Source organism: Mesorhizobium huakuii, assembly GCF_014189455.1.
Taxonomy (GTDB): domain Bacteria; phylum Pseudomonadota; class Alphaproteobacteria; order Rhizobiales; family Rhizobiaceae; genus Mesorhizobium; species Mesorhizobium huakuii_A.
On record NZ_CP050296.1, the window covers coordinates 1,998,210 to 2,014,349 of the forward strand.

Annotated in this window: 18 protein-coding genes and 2 pseudogenes; 5 read left to right on the plus strand and 15 right to left on the minus strand. The window is 64.3% G+C overall.

Going from position 1 to position 16,140, the window contains the following annotated elements; genetic code table 11:
• Positions 1-7: 7 nt before the first annotated feature.
• A complete protein-coding gene (locus HB778_RS09750) occupies positions 8-1,525 on the plus strand; it encodes a DDE-type integrase/transposase/recombinase (protein WP_183463388.1) in 1,518 nt (505 codons plus the stop codon).
• 23 nt (positions 1,526-1,548) lie between these two features.
• On the opposite strand, the gene HB778_RS09755 is transcribed toward HB778_RS09750, so the two are convergent.
• Together HB778_RS09755 and HB778_RS09760 are read right to left on the minus strand one after the other, a co-directional pair.
• Entirely contained in the window at positions 1,549-3,426 is a 1,878-nt protein-coding gene (locus HB778_RS09755) for a sensor domain-containing diguanylate cyclase (protein ID WP_183463390.1), read from the minus strand.
• Between the two features lie 133 nt (positions 3,427-3,559).
• A complete protein-coding gene (locus tag HB778_RS09760; protein ID WP_183463392.1) occupies positions 3,560-4,129 on the minus strand; it encodes a putative glycolipid-binding domain-containing protein in 570 nt (189 codons plus the stop codon).
• A 248-nt stretch (positions 4,130-4,377) separates the two neighbouring features.
• Between HB778_RS09760 and ubiG the strand changes: the two genes are divergently transcribed.
• Positions 4,378-5,127, plus strand: coding sequence for a bifunctional 2-polyprenyl-6-hydroxyphenol methylase/3-demethylubiquinol 3-O-methyltransferase UbiG (gene ubiG, locus HB778_RS09765; protein ID WP_027031212.1), 750 nt, complete (start codon positions 4,378-4,380; stop codon positions 5,125-5,127).
• Between the two features lie 43 nt (positions 5,128-5,170).
• Here ubiG and HB778_RS09770 read toward each other — a convergent pair whose 3' ends face one another.
• From HB778_RS09770 to HB778_RS09780, 3 genes and pseudogenes are all read right to left on the minus strand, one after another.
• Entirely contained in the window at positions 5,171-5,683 is a 513-nt protein-coding gene (locus HB778_RS09770) for a flavin reductase family protein (RefSeq protein ID WP_183463394.1), read from the minus strand.
• 9 nt (positions 5,684-5,692) lie between these two features.
• Entirely contained in the window at positions 5,693-5,839 is a 147-nt protein-coding gene (locus HB778_RS09775; RefSeq protein WP_244661882.1) for a hypothetical protein, read from the minus strand.
• Positions 5,840-5,893: 54 nt separating this feature from the next.
• Positions 5,894-6,803, minus strand: a pseudogene (locus tag HB778_RS09780) (DMT family transporter).
• A gap of 117 nt (positions 6,804-6,920) precedes the next feature.
• Here HB778_RS09780 and HB778_RS09785 point away from each other — a divergent pair.
• Entirely contained in the window at positions 6,921-7,406 is a 486-nt protein-coding gene (locus HB778_RS09785) for a MarR family winged helix-turn-helix transcriptional regulator (protein WP_183463397.1), read from the plus strand.
• A 77-nt stretch (positions 7,407-7,483) separates the two neighbouring features.
• Here the strand turns inward: HB778_RS09785 and HB778_RS09790 are convergent, their stop codons facing one another.
• The 5 genes and pseudogenes from HB778_RS09790 to HB778_RS41430 all read right to left on the minus strand — a co-directional run bounded on the left by HB778_RS09790 (position 7,484) and on the right by HB778_RS41430 (position 10,566).
• The gene (locus HB778_RS09790) at positions 7,484-8,059 is read right to left on the minus strand and encodes a hypothetical protein (RefSeq protein WP_183463399.1); all 576 of its coding nucleotides are present in this window, start codon (positions 8,057-8,059) and stop codon (positions 7,484-7,486) included.
• 122 nt (positions 8,060-8,181) lie between these two features.
• Positions 8,182-8,607, minus strand: a complete 426-nt coding sequence (locus HB778_RS09795) for a DUF1178 family protein (RefSeq protein WP_183463400.1) — start codon at positions 8,605-8,607, stop codon at positions 8,182-8,184.
• Positions 8,604-9,470, minus strand: a complete 867-nt coding sequence (locus tag HB778_RS09800) for a carbon-nitrogen hydrolase family protein (protein ID WP_183463402.1) — start codon at positions 9,468-9,470, stop codon at positions 8,604-8,606. Before HB778_RS09800 ends, HB778_RS09795 begins: the two co-directional genes overlap by 4 nt.
• 10 nt (positions 9,471-9,480) lie before the next feature.
• A complete protein-coding gene (gene grxC, locus HB778_RS41425) occupies positions 9,481-9,750 on the minus strand; it encodes a glutaredoxin 3 (protein ID WP_348524698.1) in 270 nt (89 codons plus the stop codon).
• A gap of 26 nt (positions 9,751-9,776) precedes the next feature.
• Positions 9,777-10,566, minus strand: a pseudogene (locus HB778_RS41430) (ComF family protein).
• Between the two features lie 77 nt (positions 10,567-10,643).
• Here HB778_RS41430 and HB778_RS09810 point away from each other — a divergent pair.
• Positions 10,644-11,516, plus strand: coding sequence for a methyltransferase domain-containing protein (locus tag HB778_RS09810; RefSeq protein WP_183463406.1), 873 nt, complete (start codon positions 10,644-10,646; stop codon positions 11,514-11,516).
• A gap of 20 nt (positions 11,517-11,536) precedes the next feature.
• Here HB778_RS09810 and HB778_RS09815 read toward each other — a convergent pair whose 3' ends face one another.
• From HB778_RS09815 to argJ, 5 genes are all read right to left on the minus strand, one after another.
• Positions 11,537-11,719, minus strand: a complete 183-nt coding sequence (locus tag HB778_RS09815; protein WP_183463408.1) for a Flp family type IVb pilin — start codon at positions 11,717-11,719, stop codon at positions 11,537-11,539.
• A 110-nt stretch (positions 11,720-11,829) separates the two neighbouring features.
• Positions 11,830-12,144 (minus strand): hypothetical protein, encoded by a 315-nt coding sequence (locus HB778_RS09820; protein ID WP_183463410.1) that lies wholly within the window; start codon positions 12,142-12,144, stop codon positions 11,830-11,832.
• A gap of 126 nt (positions 12,145-12,270) precedes the next feature.
• Positions 12,271-12,693, minus strand: a complete 423-nt coding sequence (locus tag HB778_RS09825) for a (deoxy)nucleoside triphosphate pyrophosphohydrolase (protein WP_183463412.1) — start codon at positions 12,691-12,693, stop codon at positions 12,271-12,273.
• 8 nt (positions 12,694-12,701) lie between these two features.
• Positions 12,702-13,454 carry a GNAT family N-acetyltransferase gene (locus tag HB778_RS09830; RefSeq protein WP_183463415.1) on the minus strand — a complete coding sequence of 251 codons (753 nt, stop codon included), beginning with the start codon at positions 13,452-13,454 and terminating at the stop codon, positions 12,702-12,704.
• 29 nt (positions 13,455-13,483) lie between these two features.
• Positions 13,484-14,725, minus strand: coding sequence for a bifunctional glutamate N-acetyltransferase/amino-acid acetyltransferase ArgJ (argJ, locus tag HB778_RS09835; RefSeq protein WP_183463417.1), 1,242 nt, complete (start codon positions 14,723-14,725; stop codon positions 13,484-13,486).
• Positions 14,726-14,892: 167 nt separating this feature from the next.
• On the opposite strand from argJ, the gene HB778_RS09840 reads away from it, so the two are divergent.
• Positions 14,893-16,122, plus strand: a complete 1,230-nt coding sequence (locus HB778_RS09840; RefSeq protein WP_183463419.1) for a caspase family protein — start codon at positions 14,893-14,895, stop codon at positions 16,120-16,122.
• Positions 16,123-16,140 lie beyond the last annotated feature (18 nt).

The window sequence follows — 16,140 nt, forward strand, 5'->3', positions numbered from 1 at the left end:
AAATCATATGAGGCGGATAAGCATGGCGACGCGGGATGAGCTGGTGAAGGTGGTAGCGGAGCGCTACGCCCGAGGCGATCGGGCAGAGAAGACGCGCATTCTCGATGAATTCGCGGCGGTGAGCGGCGTTCACCGCAAGCATGCCATGCGGTTGCTGCGGAATGGACCACAGGCGCAGCGTTCGGACCCGCGACCGGAGCGCCGGCTTTATGACGACGCGGTGCGCGAAGCGCTGATCGTGCTCTGGGAAGCTTCGGATCGCATCTGTGGCAAGCGTCTGAAGATGCTGATTCCGATTCTGGTGGAGGCGATGGAGCGTCACGGGCATCTGCACCTAACCGCCGAGATCCGCACACGGCTATTGGCGATGAGCGCGGCCACGATCGACCGCGCCCTTCGCGAGGTTCGAGACATCGCTGGTGGGCCGAGACGCCGTCGCAGTACAGCGTCCACCGCGCTGCGGCGCAGCATTCCGATCCGGACCTTCTCCGATTGGCAGGATCCTCCGCCTGGATTCGTCGAGGCCGACCTGGTAGCGCACAGTGGACCGACGACGCGGGGAAGCTTCATACAAACGCTTTGTCTTACCGACATCGCGAGCGGGTGGACGGAATGCGCGCCCTTGCTGGTGCGTGAACAGAAGCTGTTGAGCGAGGTGCTGACGGTATTGCGGCAGCTCCTGCCATTTCAGCTTCTCGGATTCGACACGGACAATGACAGCGTGTTCCTGAACGAGACGATACGCGACTACTGTCTGGATGCCGGCATCGAGTTCACCCGCTGCCGTCCTTACCGCAAAAATGACCAGGCCTTTGTCGAACAGAAGAACGGCGCCGTGGTGCGACGCATTGTCGGGTATCGTCGGCTGGAGGGGCTTGAAGCCGCTGCTGCTCTTGCACAGCTCTATTCGACGGTTCGGCTGTTCGTGAACTTCTTCCAACCCTCCTTCAAGCTGGCCGGAAAGGAACGGGACGGCGCCCGCGTGCGCAAGCGCTATCACCCTGCGGCAACACCGTGCCAGCGACTGCTGGCAGATCCACGCACGCCTGAAGCGGTTCGTGCCAGGCTTGCGCAAACACAGGCGAGGCTGGACCCGGTAAAGCTGCTGCAGGAGATGCGATCGGCGCAGCAGCGCCTCGTCGACATTGCCGATGAATCCTGCACGCCGGCGCTGGTGGTGAGCGATCCGGCGCTGGACCAGTTCCTGTCGGGTTTGCGGACGGCCTGGAAGGAGGGGGAAGTCCGCCCAACCGCAAGAGCCAGGCCGAGGCAAAAGCGAGGACGTCGCCGACCGGATCCGCTCGTGAAGGTCACAGGCCAGTTGCGCGCGTGGTTCGACGAAGAGCCCTGGCGGACGAGCCGCGAATTACTGGTGCGTCTGCAGGCGGAGCAGCCGGGGCAATATCCTGATCCACTTCTGCGCACGCTGCAGCGCCGCTTGAAGATCTGGCGGAAGGAAAAGGCACACGCGATGGTGTTCGGCCCAATGCACGTGGAGCCGGCAATCGAGCCGATCGCGCATTGATCGAATCCTAGCCCAGGGGAACATTATGGTGAGGCAACGGAAAGATCGTTCGGGAGCATTCCAGGGTGAGGCAATACGAATTGCTTGAAATGATCGACGTCGAGCATGATTACCGCCATCGGCTGCCCAGAACGCTCCAGGCGCCTCAACTCGCGGCTGCTTGTCTCCTCGAGATAGCGGCGGTTGTAGAGCCCGGTATTGGGGTCGCGGATCGATTGCTGGCGTAACGTTTCGCGCAGACGCAGATTGGCCAATGCCAGCGCCAGCGTGTCGACGACGCCGCGCAGAACCTGTTGCCGTTCGGCCAGCCAGCCCGGCCTGCCGGCGGCGTCTGGTTCGCACAGATGCACGATGCCAAGCGTCTCCCCCTGAGCCGCCAGGGGCATGCAGACATAGCCACGGCCACCATTCTCGGTGATGTGGTTGCAGCGCGGCGTCAGCATGCCGGGGCCGGCAACATGTTCCTGGCCGCGTCGCAGCGCCCAGCAATCTTCCGGCGCAAACTGGCCAACGCTCGAACGCACAGTGCCCCAATGCGCCATTTCCTCGACCAGGTTGCGCGAGGCACTGGTAAGATGCACGGTGCCGCTCAATCCGCCGAAGAAATCGGGCATGGCCGAGCCGACGACGGAAAATGCCTCCTGGAAGGTGACGCATGCCTGAAGCAGTTCGCCGAGCTTGACCAGGCGGGTCGTTGCCTGGGACGTCTCTTTCAGTTCGCGGTTCAGCGTTACCAGTTCCTCGGCGCGATCGTTGACGGCCCGCTCGGCGCTGCGCAGTTCGCTGATGTCGTTCAAGGTCAGCACGATCCCGCCGTCGGAGCGATTGAGCGGATTGCAGCTCGCAATCACCGGCAGGTACGATCCGTCCGGCTTTGCCAGCCGAACCTCGGCCTGATGCCCGCGACTCGTGGTCAGCGCCAGCTCGATCGGCGATGTTGCCTGCGCCAGCCTGTCTCCCGACAGTCCCCTGATGTCGAGGACCGACGGCCAATCCTGGCCCTCGATCTTGTCGATGCGCCGCCCGATGATCTCGGCGGCCGCCGGATTGACCGAGACGATCTGGCCATTGCCGTCGATGACGACGATTCCTTCGGCGACAGTGCGGACAATATCCTCGATATAGGCCTTCTGCTCGACGAGCTGCCCGCGCGACGATTCGAGTTCGGATGCCATACCATCGAAGCCTCGCGCCAATTGGCCGAACTCGTCATTGGAGGTAAGGCCGATACGCGCCCCGGCGTCGCCGCGCGCCAGCGATTCGATGCCGCGGTTGAGGCCGGAAAGACCGGCGCCAAAGCCACGCAGTAACAGGAAAGCCGAGATCGCGGAGATCAGCACGGCGGTCGCGGTGCACAGACCGATGAGCCAGAGCATGTTGTTGGTGCGCTGTTGGGCGGCGTGCAGCAGCGGCGTATACTCGAACAGCACCGCGCCGACCGTCTTGCCGGGAGCATCCTTGATCGGCACGGCAACCAGGTTGATCGCTTCTGATAGGTCGGTGCTGCTTTCAACGAAGTTGCGCGGCGTGCCATCCTCGATCGTCCGGCCGACTTCATTGTCGGGATCGTGGCGGTACGGAGTGCCGACATTTTTTTCTTCACCCGGGACATCGGCAAGGATGACCTTGTCGTGATTGACGACAACGAGGTCGCGTTTCGAGTCGCTGTGTTGCGCGGTCACGAATTCGCGCAGTGCGTCTGCCCTTTCAAACAAGGAATGCGGCGCATCGGAAGCCTTGAAGGCAATCGTTTCGGCCAATTGCCGCCCAACGCTCGTCGCTTCGGCGAGCGCGCCGGATGTGGTCAGCGATATCTGGGAGACGATCGCAATGCCGCCCACCAGGCCAATCAAGGCCGCGGCGCTGAATAAGGTGGCAACAATCTGGGTCTTGATCCGCACCAACCCATCCCAATCGATGGGAGGGCAATGTACATGCCGAATCCCGCTCGTGCCTCAGGAAACCGCCAACCTCGTAAATTTGACGTTAAGGAAACCTGATCCGCCGCCCTTCCCGGCCCGGGCGATGCTTGGGTCAGTCTGGCTGTGCCGTGGCTTTCCACAGGCCAGGATAGTCGACGACGAAGCCTTGCGGCGAGACATCGAGAATCTCTTCATAGCCGAACATAGGCGCGCTGTACGCGTAGCGGATTGCGTCGAGACGCCGATAGCTCTGCTCGAGAAGCACCATCTCCAGCGCGGGGAAGCTCAGATAGGCGGCTGGAGCGGGCGTCGCCTCCCCGATGCCGAGGTCGAACCGGCGGATGGCCAGCAGGTTCGATGCCGGCGTGAAGCCGAGGTCGACATCGACAAGGCCGGCAACGCCCCGCTGAGGCTCGCCGTCCAGCATCCACTCGCCGTCGGCACGTCGTTCAATGGCGTAGTGCAGCTTGCGGGTGCCGAGAAAACCATGGACCCGCGCCGATCGCGTGCGCCAGCCGGCGTCGCAAATCACCGCATAGGCAAGGCAGCATGGCTTGCCGTTCTGGACGAAGATGGCCTGTCCCTCGAGGCTGTGCCCACCATCGGCTTGCGAAAGCAGGCAGGCGTCGTGACCCTCCACATCCAGCCGGCGCCAAAGGATCGAAGCCGTCGTGACCGTCATCGCCTACTCCTCGAATGCAAAAACGATGCCTTTCATTCGCCCGCCAGGCCAATTGTGTTTCACCGCCGCACACGGCAGCTGACATGCCCTGACAGGATGCATCGCCCTGTCGGCACAGGAAAATTGTTGCCTTGACTTTCCGGCTCCCACGCCCGACTTCCTAGCGCTCTGAAGCAATTCCAGGAAAAGTGTGAAACGGTTTTCCGTCCGGAATTGCGACAAATCAAAGAGCTCTAGGAGACCAACCCATGCCAGAGCCCCGACGATCGACGATCGATGCCGGAGAAGTGGAACGCTTTTCCGCCCTTGCCGCCGAATGGTGGAACCCGAACGGCAAGTTTCGACCGCTGCACAAATTCAATCCGGTCCGGCTTTCCTATATCCGCGACCAGATCGCGGCGCGCTTTGGCCGTGACCCGCGTGCCGCGCGGCCGTTCGAGGGGCTGCGCATCCTCGATATCGGCTGCGGCGGTGGCCTTTTGTGCGAGCCGATGGCGCGGCTTGGCGCCGAGGTCGTGGGAGCGGATGCCTCCGAGACAAACATCGAAGTGGCGAAACTGCACGCGGCCGAAGGCAATGTGAGCGTCGACTACCGCGCCACGACGGCCGAGGACCTTGCCGACGCCGGCGAGACATTCGACGTCATCCTCAACATGGAAGTGGTCGAGCATGTCGCCGACATCGACCTGTTCGTCGCCAAATGCGGACAGATGGTCCGGCCCGGCGGCATCATGTTCGTGGCCACCATCAACCGCACGCTGAAGGCGCTCGGCCTGGCCATCATCGGCGCCGAATATGTGCTGCGCTGGCTGCCGCGCGGCACCCACCAGTTCGGCAAGCTGGTGCGCCCGGAAGAGCTGGAAAAGGCGCTGGGTGGCGCCGGTCTGACCATCATCGACCGCACCGGCGTCACCTACAATCCGCTCGCCGATCGCTGGGCGCGGTCGAAGGACATGGACGTCAATTACATGGTGCTGGCGGAAAAGGGATCGGTCTGACTACGTTCGCGGAATGCGCGCCAAGGACGTGTTGAGATTCGGGTCAGGCCGAATCGAGCGGCCGATAGCCGCCCCGCCAATAGATCAGCGCCTGGCCGGCATCGCGGGTGCGCACCGCCTCGACCGAGCCGATGACGATGGAATGCGTGCCGCGGTCGATCATCTCGTCGAGGCTGCAGTCGAAGGCCGCCACCGCGTCCGAAATCAGCGCGGCTCCGGTCTTCAGCGTCACCCATTCGGCGCCCTCGTAGCGGTCCTTGCCCTTGATGCCGCCAAAGCCGGAGAACCGCTCCGCCACGCGCTGGTGTTGAGGTCCGAGCGAATTGACGCCGAAATGCCGGTAACGCTCTATCACCGGCCAGGTCGATGACGACCGGTTGACGCAAGCGATCACCTTGGGTGGCTCAGCCGACAGCGAGACCACCGAAATGACGACAAGGCCCGAGCGGTCGTCACCGACGCCAGCGGTGATGACGCTGACATTGCCGACGATGAGCCGCATGGCGGCGCGGAAGTCGGCGACGTCGACCGGGCCCTCACTCGAGACTGTGGACATAACATCCTCCTAAGCCGCCGACTGCATCGCGGCCGGCGCGATGCGGATGCCTCTCTGTTCGAGAATGGGTAGCACGGTGTCGCGGAAATAGGGGAACTCCTCGGCATAATCGACGAAGGACAACGTCGAGCCGCCGCCACGCACCGCCGCCGGCATCCAAGGCCGGAGCCCGGCGGCGATGCGGACCGCGGCGGAAAACTTTGAAGACGTTTACGCAGGCTGCGGCTTCGCGATGGCCTGGCTCTGCGCCTTCGTGGTGATGAAGACGCCGCCGGTGATGATGACGGCGCCGGCCCAGGTCAGCAACTGATAGTGCTCGCCAAGGAAGATCGTGCCGGCAAAGAGCCCGACGGCGGAGGCCACATAGCCGATCTGGCTGAGATAGACCGGACCACCGACCGCCTGCAGCCGGAAGAAGAAGGCGAACATCGCCGACGCGGATGCGACCTGCGCGACGACGACCAGCGGCACGGCGCCGAGCGGGGCGAAGGCCTCGACGCCGAACAAGGCAAGAATGCCGGCGAGCAACAGCGTTGCCGACGCCAGGTGGCTGCCGACGGCAAGCTCGATCGGCCCGGTACCTTCCGGCCAGTCGACGGTGCGGTAGATGTTGCCGGCGGCAAGGCTGACCGGGATCAGTAGGCCGATCACCACCCAGAACAGATCGGCCGGCTGGCCGGCCTCGCCGCGCGTCACCGCCACCATGACGGCGCCGACGAAGCCGACGGCAATGCCGACAATGCCCAGCATGTTGGGGCGCCGGACACGCAGCAGGATCGAGAACACCAGCGTGATGACGGGCGACAGCGTGAACATGATGCCGGTATAGCCGGCGCCCAGATGCGGTATGGCCGAGAACATCAAGAGATTGGGGACGGCATAGGACACGGCGGCTGTGACGAAGAAATAGCGCAGTTTGTGCGCGGTGAGCCGGATGTGCTGGCCTCGTGCCAAGAGCACGCACAAAAAGCACGCCGCCGGCACCGAGCGAGATGACGAAAGCCCAGACCATGGCCGGCACGCCGGCCGCCGTGGCGAGCTTGCCGAAGGGCAGGGTCAGCCCGAGCAGGCCGCCGGTGACGATCAGCAGGCCAAGCGCCGAATCCCAGAGAAATTTCATCGGATGGTCCCGTCACTCAATTGCGAAATTTGACACTTGCGGCGCTTGGCCGGCTCTGTATCTTGAGGTAAGATAATACAAAGAATCTTAATGTCAAGATATTTAATGGTGAGACAGATGGATCGCGCGGCAAAAGCGATCGAGCAGTGGAAACGGGAACGGCCGGATCTTGATGTCTCGCCGATGGGCGTGCTGGGGCGGCTGAACGAAGCCTCGTCGCTGATCGCGCGTGACCGCCTCGCCCCGCTGTTTGCTCGATTCGGATTGCAGGCCGGCGAGTTCGACGTGCTGGCGACGCTACGCCGCTCCGAAGCCCCTTACGCGCTGACGCCGACCGCTCTTTACGAAGCGACGATGGTGACATCAGGCGCCATGACCAACCGGCTCGACCGGCTGGAAAAGGCCGGATTGATCCTGCGCGGCCCGCACCCCAACGACCGGCGTGGCATTGTCGTGCAACTGACCGAAAAAGGGCTGGCCTTAATCGACGAGGCTGTCACCGCGCACGTCGCCAACGAGCATGAGATTCTCGCTGGCCTGACCCGAGCCGAGCAGGAGACGCTTGCGCGTCTGCTTGAGAAATTGATTGGGAGCCTGAGTTAGCCTTAGCCTGTAGCTGAGGACCCTGGGAACACATCGGTAATTTTTGAGCACGAACACACCCGCCACGAACGGGACGGTCAGTTCGGTGGCTCGGAAAAGCTTCCGCGCTCCTGCCGCCTTGCGCTCCGGCCCCGCCGCAGCCGTGCGAGAAAGACAATCGTGTCCGCAAACCACACCGGCGTGCCAAGATGAATCAGGGCATCGCGCGCTCCGGCAATCTCTCGCGTATCGAGCGCCGCGTTGGAATAGTCAACGGCTCCCTGCTGTCGAGCCTCAACCCACCGTCGGATGCTCGCTCCATCGGGTAATTTGGCTGCGAAAGCCAGCTCCCGCCCCATACAGACCTCCTCTACCCTGGCGCGCAAAATTCCCCACTGATCGAGACGCGCGTGCGTGGCCTCATGCACAATGGCACCAGCCACCTCCTCGATCGAGATGTGTTCGCCCATCACGAATCGTTCATCGAGTTCGCAGGTCGATGTCGACCCCACGAACTGCCCGGCGGCGCCGGGAATGGTTGTGATCCAGATTTGTTTGAGGTCTCGGACTATCCGCCGGTATCGAGCAGGATCAACGGCTTGTATCAACTGCAGTGCGGCGGCAACCTTGTCCACATCCTTGCCGCCCTTGTCGGCGTCATAAATAATCAGCATTCCGCCGACTGTTTTCTTGTCGCTGGACCTTACGGCCAGCCTGTCCAAGAAAATGCGAAACGATATCCTCGGACCCCGTCGCTGCTCAGCTTTCCGGGTTCGGGACAAAGTTCTCTCGGAACTCAGTTGCGGTCGTCCGGGAACACCGGGATCGGCATGAAATCGACGCCGTCGTCCGCCAGGCCCTTGGCCTCTTCCAGCGTCGCCTCGCCATAGATGCCGCGCGCATCGGTTTCGCCGAAATGGATCTTGCGCGCTTCCTCGGCGAACTTGTCGCCGACATAGTCGGCGTTCTCGCGCACCTTCTCGGCCATCGCCTTCAGTTGCGCCAAGGCCTGCTTCTGCGCCTCGCCCATGGCCAGCGCGATTGTTTCCTGCTTGCGAGCCGTGGAGACAGCCGGCGCCATCAGGGCCTTCTCAACCTTGTGAGAGCCGCAGCTCGGGCAATCGACAAAGCCGCGCTTCTTCTGGGTGTCGAAATCGTCATTGCTGCGGAACCAGCCCTCGAACTGGTGCTCGTTCTCGCAGATCAGGGAAAAGCGGATCAAGAGGCTGCACCCCTAAGAAGCGGCGCGTCCACCGCGCCGGCATTGATGGTGAAATCCCGCGCATTCTTCAAATTGGGGATCTTCTTGCGCGCAGCAAGCGACTGCGCCGGGTCGATCTCGGCGACGATCACCGCCGGCTCGTCATGCGCGGCTTCGGCGATGATGCGGCCCCACGGATCGACGATCAGCGAATGCCCAAAAGTCTCGCGGCCGTCCTCGTGCACGCCGCCTTGCGCGGCGGCGACGACAAAGGCGCCGTTCTCGATGGCGCGGGCTCTGAGCAGCACATGCCAGTGCGCTTCGCCGGTCTGGCGGGTGAAGGCGGCAGGCACGGTCAAAACATCGGCGCCGGCCAGCGCCTCGGCACGGAACAGTTGCGGGAACCGCAGGTCGTAGCAGACCGCAAAGCCAAGCCTGGCGCCCGCAACCCCGGTCACGACGGCCTCGGTGCCCGGTTCGTAGGCGGCGGATTCGCGCCAGCTTTCGCCATTGTCGAGATCGACGTCGAACATATGGATCTTGTCATAGGTGGCGAGCACAGCGCCGTCCGGGCCAAACAGCAGCGCCCGGTTGGCGAGCTTGCCGTCGGCGCGCAGGATGGCGGTCGAGCCGATGTGCAGGAAGACGCCGAGTTCGCGCGCCAATCTGCGCGCGGTCGCGACGATGATATCCTTGTCTTCGGAGGTGAACGAGGCTGCCCGCGCTTCCTTGTCGCGGATCAGCGCCCCGGTCATTTCCGGCGTCTGGATGTAGGTCGCGCCCTGGGCCGCCGCTTCACGCACCAGCCGTTCGAGATCGACCGCGTTGCGCTCGGGGCTTTCGCCTGAACGCATCTGGACCGCCGCAGCCTTGAAAACACCCATCATCATACCCTCAAATCGTCGCGCCGTTGGCGAGCAGTCTGTCCAGCCGGCCTTCGGCCTCCAGCTCGTGGAGGTCATCGCAGCCGCCGACATGCGTGTCGCCGATGAAAATCTGCGGAAAGGTCGTGCGGCCGTGAGCGCGCGAAATCATCTCCTGGCGCAATTCCGGCGAGAACGAAGCGTCGTGCTCGGTATAGGCGACGCCCTTGCGCTCCAGCAGCCGCTTGGCCGCCGTGCAGTAGCCGCACATCATGCGCGTATAGATCGTGACATCGACCATGACGAATTTCCGCTTTCGTTGCCGACTTATATAGTCGCGGACTCGTCCGCCCGGAAGTCCCCCCGGCAACACACGCGCAAAGGTCAGCACGTCGACGGCGGCCGCACCTCCCCTTTTCAGCGCCTTGGTGGCCGCGCGCACGGTGGCGCCTGTGGTGTAGACGTCGTCGATCAGAAGCACCCTGCGGCCGGCGATCTCGATTTCCGCCTCGGCCGGCACACGAAAGGCGGCCCGCACATTCTCCTCGCGCTCCTGCCGCTCCAGCCCGACCTGCTGGCGGGTGAGTTTCACGCGCCGCATGGCGGAAGGCGCGAAAGACAGGCCGCTGAGCTCGCAAACCCCGCGCGCCAAGTCCGCCGACTGGTTGAACCGCCGCCTGAAAAAACGCCGCCAGTGCAGCGGCACCGGCACCACCACATCGGCCTCGGCGATGAGATCGGCACCGGCGCGCACCATCCAGCGCGCCATCCAAGGGGCCAGATCGGTGCGGTCCTGGTATTTCAGCCCTTGCACCATCTGGCGGGCAACGCCGGAATAGGCGACGGCCGCCCGCGCCCGTTCGAAGGGCGGCGGATCGGCGATCGCCTCGGCCGATAGAAAGCCCTCGCCCATATGGTGGGTGAACGGCGTGCCCATCACCGGACACCAGGGGCGTTCCAAGAGCCGCAGCTTCGGCCAGCAGGCGCCGCACAGCACGCCGGGCTGCGAGACATGCCGGCGGCAACCGGCGCAGACCGGCGGAAACAGCATGCGCGCCGGCCAGCCGAATGCCGATCGGGTGAGGTTCCTGATCCCGATGGACTTGATCTTGGACATGGGATCGGCCACGTGGTTGGTCCTGCGCACCGTGTATACCAAGTGTATCAGGGCGTGGACAAACAAGGATCCGCCCGTTGCACCCGATAATGGATACCGATCTCTGGCTGGCGCACAAGCGGCGCGCGCTCACCCATCCGGTCGACGGCGCCGATTTCCTCATGAACCGCGCCGCCGAGGATCTTGCCGACCGGCTGGGCGCCGTCGAGCGCCGGTTCGGCAAGGCGGCGGTGCTGTTTTGCCAAACGCCGGCAGCGGCCGATGTGCTCGCCGCGAGCGGCAAGGTGGCCGAGATCGCCCGTGTCGAGACGGACTCGGCTTTCCTGGATGGTGCCGCCGGCCTGGTCGCACCGCTGGAAACCGTGCCGTTCGAACCGGCAAGCCTCGATCTGGCGGTGTCGCTTCTGTCGCTGCAGGCGATGAACGACATTCCCGGCATGCTGATCCAGATCCGCCGCGCGCTGCGGCCGGACGGGCTTTTCCTCGGCGCCTTTGCCGGCGCCGGCACGCTCAGCGAGTTGCGCGAGAGCCTGCTTGCGGCCGAGACCGAGCTTTACGGCGGCGCCAGCCCGCGCGTCATCCCCTTCACCGATGTGCGCGACGCCGGCGCGCTTTTGCAGCGTGCCGGTCTCGCTTTGCCGGTCGCCGATGTCGAAACGGTGACGGTGCGCTACGCCAATCTGTTTGCCCTGATGGCCGATCTGCGCGCCATGGGCGAAACCAGCGCGCTTGCCGATCGCAGCCGGCGGCCGGGCACGCGCCAGCTGTTTGCCCGTGCCGCGGAAATCTATGCCGAGCGGTTTTCCGACCCCGACGGCCGGATCCGGGCAAGCTTCTCGATGGTCTGGATGTCAGGTTGGGCGCCCGATGCGTCGCAGCAAAAACCACTGAAGCCGGGCTCAGCCAAGGTCTCGCTGAAAGCTATACTGGAGGGTTCCGGCGAATCCTGATGCGGCCGTCGCGATTGCGGTCAAGGCGATGCAAAGGCGTTCGCAAGCCTGCTGGTGTTGTCGCTGAACAGCCAGGTGATCGAGTTGAAGACCTGGCCGATGCCGCCGATGATGGTCAATGACAGCACACAGACGATCAGGGCGTATTCGACGGCAGTAGCGCCGGTCTCATCCGTCAGAAAACGCAGCAGCACTGTTTTCATCACCTCGATCCCCGTTGCCTGGACCTTACCGCCGATCTGTTAAGAAAGGTTAACGTCAAAGGCTTAACAGGCGGTGAAACCGCCCCCTTTTCGAAAATATCTTAACCATATCAGCAGTCGCCGCTGGTCCTGCCGTCGGAGCCGATGATGCAGACTGACTCGGGCTGCGGCTGCAGCACGCTGCGGCGCACCGTATAGGTGCTGCGATGGCTGATCGAGCCGGTGGCCGTCATGTCGAGACCGGGAAAATCATCGCGCGCCGATTGCGAGCGCGTCTGGCTGTCGAGGAAAGGGGTCGCTATCAGCGCCAGCGCCACCGCGGCCGAGCCGAACAGCAGCGTGACGCGCAGAATGCCCATGCCCGCATCGGCGGCACGGAAGCTGCGGTCGGGCCGGATCGAATCCCAGTCCCTGTCCAGGCTCATACCATTGCTCCCCAGCGAATTAGCGACGCGGCCGCAAGGACACGGCCATGCATCAATTTTTCATGATGAGATAAATCTTCCATTAACGCTGGCTGATATGGACCGTGGTCCCGATCCATCCGCTTCTCAAAGCAGGTCGATGAGGAACGGTATCAGCGGCGCGTCGGCCGGCGGCATCGGATAGTCGCGCATCTGCTTGGGCCGCACCCATTTCAGCACCTGCCCTTCCCTCGGCTGGGCAATGCCGCGGAAGCGGCGGCAGACGAACAGCGGCATCAACAGATGGAAGTCGTCGTAGGAGTGGCTGGCGAAGGTGAGCGGCGCCAGGCACGGGATCTCGGTCTCGATGCCGATCTCCTCATGCAGTTCACGGATGATGCATTGTTCCGGCGTCTCGCCGGGCTCGACCTTGCCGCCGGGAAATTCCCACAGGCCCGCAAGCTGCTTGCCTTCAGGCCGCTGCGCCAGGAGCACGCGGCCGTCGGCGTCGACCAGCGCGCAGGCGGCGACCAGCAGCAGGCGCTTGCCGCTATTCGCTGGATTATTCATGCCCAACTTCACTCATGACCAGGCGGCCGGCGATAGTGGTAGCGGTAGACTTCCTCGAAGCCGAGCGACCGATAGAGCGCCAGCGCCGGCACATTGCCGGCCTCGACCTGCAGCCAGGCTTCCCGCGCGCCGCGCAGCCGCGCCCATTTCAGCGCCGACAGGATCAGGTTGCGGCCATGGCCCTTGTTGCGCGCCGATCTGTCGGTCGCAACCTCGAACAGGCCGGCGAGATCGCCATCATGCACGCAGATCAGCGTCGCCAGCGGTTCGGTTCCATCCTCGAGCGCGAACAGACCGGCCTCGGGCTGGATGGCGCCGATGATCTCCGACAGGCCGGGCCGCAGCGAAACATCCGAGCCGCTAACCTTGATCGAGGCGCCGATGAAGCGGCTGATGTCCTTGAGCGGAATCTGGTCCATGGCGGCATCGAGCTGCGCGTCGGCCAGCGGCAGCCGCATGACCAGCGATTCGTCGAACCGGCTCCAGCCCTCCTTGTCGAGATGGCTGGCCAGATCAGGCCCCGACAGCGGCGACATGCGGAACGTCAGCGGCCTGCCATAGGCATCGAAACGGCGGCTGGCCCGACCGATGCGGTCGGCGATGTGCTGGGTGTCGCCGGGATCGAGCGGATTGACCGAATTCAGCCGTTTGGCCGGATGGCCGGCGGTCAGCCGCACCACCCAGGTGCCGTCATAATGGACAGCGGCCGCCGGCCAGGCGCGAAAGCCGGCCGCCTCGTAGCGGCGCACGATCGCGAGCATGCTTGCCGGATGCCTGGAAGCCAAAACCGTCAGCTCCGATAGTCGCCGTTGATAGCGACGTATTCCTTGGTGAGGTCGCAGGTCCACACCGTCGCCTTGCCGCGGCCAATGCCGATATCGGCGCGGATGCGGATATCGTCGCGTTTCATGTAGGCCGAGGTCTTTTCTTCCGAATAGGCCGGATCACGCTCGCCCTCATGCGCCAGCCGGTTGTCGCCGAACCAGATCGACAGCCGGTCGCGGTCGGCGGGTTCGCCGGCCTTGCCGACGGCCATGACCACACGGCCCCAATTGGCGTCCTCGCCGGCGACCGCCGTCTTGACCAGCGGCGAATTGGCGATCGACAGCGCGATGCGCTTGGCCGAGCGGGCCGATTTCGCGCCGGTGACGGTGACTTCGACCTGCTTGCGGGCGCCCTCGCCGTCGCGCACCACTTGCAGCGCCAGCGACTTCAGCACTTTCCTGAGGGCCCGGCGGAACTGGCCGAGCCGGGCATCCTTGGGGTCGGTGATCTCGGGCGCGCCGCGCTTGGCGGCCTTGCCGGTGGCAAATATCAACAACGTGTCGCTGGTCGAGGTGTCGCTGTCGACGGTGACCGCGTTGAAGGTCTTGGCCGTGCCGCGCGACAACAGGTCCTGCAGCACGGGTGCCGCGATCGGCGCATCGGTGGCGATGAAGGACAGCATCGTCGCCATGTCGGGGGCGATCATGCCGGCGCCCTTGGAGATGCCGTTGATGGTGACGTCGGCGTCCCCGAGCTTGACCGTCTGCGTCGCCACTTTCGGATAGGTGTCCGTGGTCATGATGGCCTTCGCCGCCTCGGTCCACAGGTCGGGCTTGCCGTCGCTGACCAGTCCGGCAAGCAGATGGCTGAACTTGGTTGTGTCGAGCGGCTCGCCGATCACACCGGTCGAGGCCAAAAAAACCTCATTTGCCGAGCAGCCGGCCGCCTTGGCCGCCGCCTCGCCGGTCAGCGCGGTGGATTCGCGGCCTTTCTTGCCGGTGAAGGCGTTGGCATTGCCAGAATTGACGACCAGCACCCGGGCCTTGCCGGCGGCAAGGTTCTGGCGGCAGAAATCGACCGGCGCCGAAGGGCATTTCGACTTGGTGAACACGCCGGCGACCGCGGTGCCGGCGTCGAACACCATGGCCAGCAGGTCGGTGCGGTTCTTGTACTTTATCCCCGCTTCGGCGGTGGCGATGCGCACCCCTTCGATGACCGGCATCTTGGGGTATTTCTTCGGCGCGAGCGGCGAAATCGTCGTGGACATGGGGACCTCGGGCGGGAAAATCGCAAGGGAAGGCCGGTTTGCCCGATACGGCGCGCGGGCGCAAGGGCGTTTTCGCCGCGCCTGCCGGGACGGCCAACCCGCCGGATTAAGCCTGCATTTCAAATCTGTTGGCGTCGCCGGGGCCTGTGACGCTATGATCGCGCCCCATGGGCAGGCTTGCGATCCTCGCTTGGGCATTTCTGGGACTGTTGCTGCTGAGCGCCGACGCTGAGCCGGCGCGGCGCGTGGCGCTCGTCATCGGCAACGGCACCTATGCCGAGGCCGGCACGCTGGCCAATCCGGTCAACGACGCGCTCGACATCGCCGACAAGCTGCGCTCCATCGGTTTCGAGGTCATCGAAGGCAACGATCTCGGCAAGCGCGAGCTCGAACGCAGCATCGGCGAATTCTCCGACGCGCTCGAAGGCGCGGGCGTCGGGCTTTTCTACTATGCCGGCCACGGCCTGCAGGTCGACGGCCGCAATTACATCGTGCCTGTCGACGCCCGGCTCGACATGCCGGTGAAGCTGCAGCTCGAAGCGGTGCCGATCGACGAAGTCCTCGACATCATGGAACAGCAGACCAAGGTCAGCCTGGTGTTTCTCGATGCCTGCCGCAACAACCCGTTTGCCCGCAGCTTGAGCCGCACCGCCACCACCCGCTCGGCGACGGTACTGGCGGGACTGGCGCAGTTCGATTCGACGCGCGGCTCCTTCATCGCCTTCTCGACGGCGCCGGGTGCGGTCGCCATGGACGGCACCGGGCGCAACTCGCCCTTTGCATCAGCCCTTTTGCGGCACATCGCCGAGCCCGGCCAAAGCATCAACGACATGATGATCGCGGTGCGCCGCGACGTGGTTTCGCAAACCCGCGAAGGCCAGCGCCCCTGGGAACAGGGATCGCTGCTCGAACGCTTCGAATTCGTCCCGGGTGAAGGGCCCGCCCCGGAACCCAAACCGGCGGCTGAGCCGGCGCCGGCCTCGCAGGTCGCGGCGCTGGAGCGCTCGGTGGGCGACGACAAGGCCTCGATCGAACAATTCCTGCGCCGGGACTATCTGACGCCCGACATCAGGACGATGAGCGAAACGGTCAAGCGGATCTACGGCCCGTCCGCCACCATTTTCGGCACACGCTACGACGCCGATGCCATCGTCAAGGTGAAGACCGACTGGTTCGCGCAATGGGCCTCGTGGTCGCTCGGGCTGGAACCCGGCAGCCTGGAAGTTGTCCCGCATGGCGAGGATCGCGCCGATGCCGCCTTTGCCATGCGCTACGACTATGTGCCGAAGGACAAGTCCACGGCGCGGCTGACCGGCAAGGCGCGCGTCACGCTCGGGCTGGTCAAGGCCGAAGGCGGATGGCGCATCGAATCCGAAACCTCGCAAGCGATGCAATGATGGCCTGATCCGGGTGCG

What these genes read in the sequence shown, in the direction of transcription:
- HB778_RS09750 (WP_183463388.1), top strand. Translation starts at nt 8, where the DNA reads ATGAGGCGGATAAGCATGGCGACGCGGGATGAGCTGGTGAAGGTGGTA.
- HB778_RS09760 (WP_183463392.1), bottom strand. Translation starts at nt 4,129, where the DNA reads ATGACGGTCACGACGGCTTCGATCCTTTGGCGCCGGCTGGATGTGGAG.
- ubiG (WP_027031212.1), top strand. Translation starts at nt 4,378, where the DNA reads ATGCCAGAGCCCCGACGATCGACGATCGATGCCGGAGAAGTGGAACGC.
- HB778_RS09770 (WP_183463394.1), bottom strand. Translation starts at nt 5,683, where the DNA reads ATGTCCACAGTCTCGAGTGAGGGCCCGGTCGACGTCGCCGACTTCCGC.
- HB778_RS09775 (WP_244661882.1), bottom strand. Translation starts at nt 5,839, where the DNA reads ATGCCGGCGGCGGTGCGTGGCGGCGGCTCGACGTTGTCCTTCGTCGAT.
- HB778_RS09785 (WP_183463397.1), top strand. Translation starts at nt 6,921, where the DNA reads ATGGATCGCGCGGCAAAAGCGATCGAGCAGTGGAAACGGGAACGGCCG.
- HB778_RS09790 (WP_183463399.1), bottom strand. Translation starts at nt 8,059, where the DNA reads ATGCTGATTATTTATGACGCCGACAAGGGCGGCAAGGATGTGGACAAG.
- HB778_RS09800 (WP_183463402.1), bottom strand. Translation starts at nt 9,470, where the DNA reads ATGGGTGTTTTCAAGGCTGCGGCGGTCCAGATGCGTTCAGGCGAAAGC.
- grxC (WP_348524698.1), bottom strand. Translation starts at nt 9,750, where the DNA reads ATGGTCGATGTCACGATCTATACGCGCATGATGTGCGGCTACTGCACG.
- HB778_RS09815 (WP_183463408.1), bottom strand. Translation starts at nt 11,719, where the DNA reads ATGAAAACAGTGCTGCTGCGTTTTCTGACGGATGAGACCGGCGCTACT.
- HB778_RS09820 (WP_183463410.1), bottom strand. Translation starts at nt 12,144, where the DNA reads ATGAGCCTGGACAGGGACTGGGATTCGATCCGGCCCGACCGCAGCTTC.
- HB778_RS09825 (WP_183463412.1), bottom strand. Translation starts at nt 12,693, where the DNA reads ATGAATAATCCAGCGAATAGCGGCAAGCGCCTGCTGCTGGTCGCCGCC.
- HB778_RS09830 (WP_183463415.1), bottom strand. Translation starts at nt 13,454, where the DNA reads ATGCTCGCGATCGTGCGCCGCTACGAGGCGGCCGGCTTTCGCGCCTGG.
- argJ (WP_183463417.1), bottom strand. Translation starts at nt 14,725, where the DNA reads ATGTCCACGACGATTTCGCCGCTCGCGCCGAAGAAATACCCCAAGATG.
- HB778_RS09840 (WP_183463419.1), top strand. Translation starts at nt 14,893, where the DNA reads ATGGGCAGGCTTGCGATCCTCGCTTGGGCATTTCTGGGACTGTTGCTG.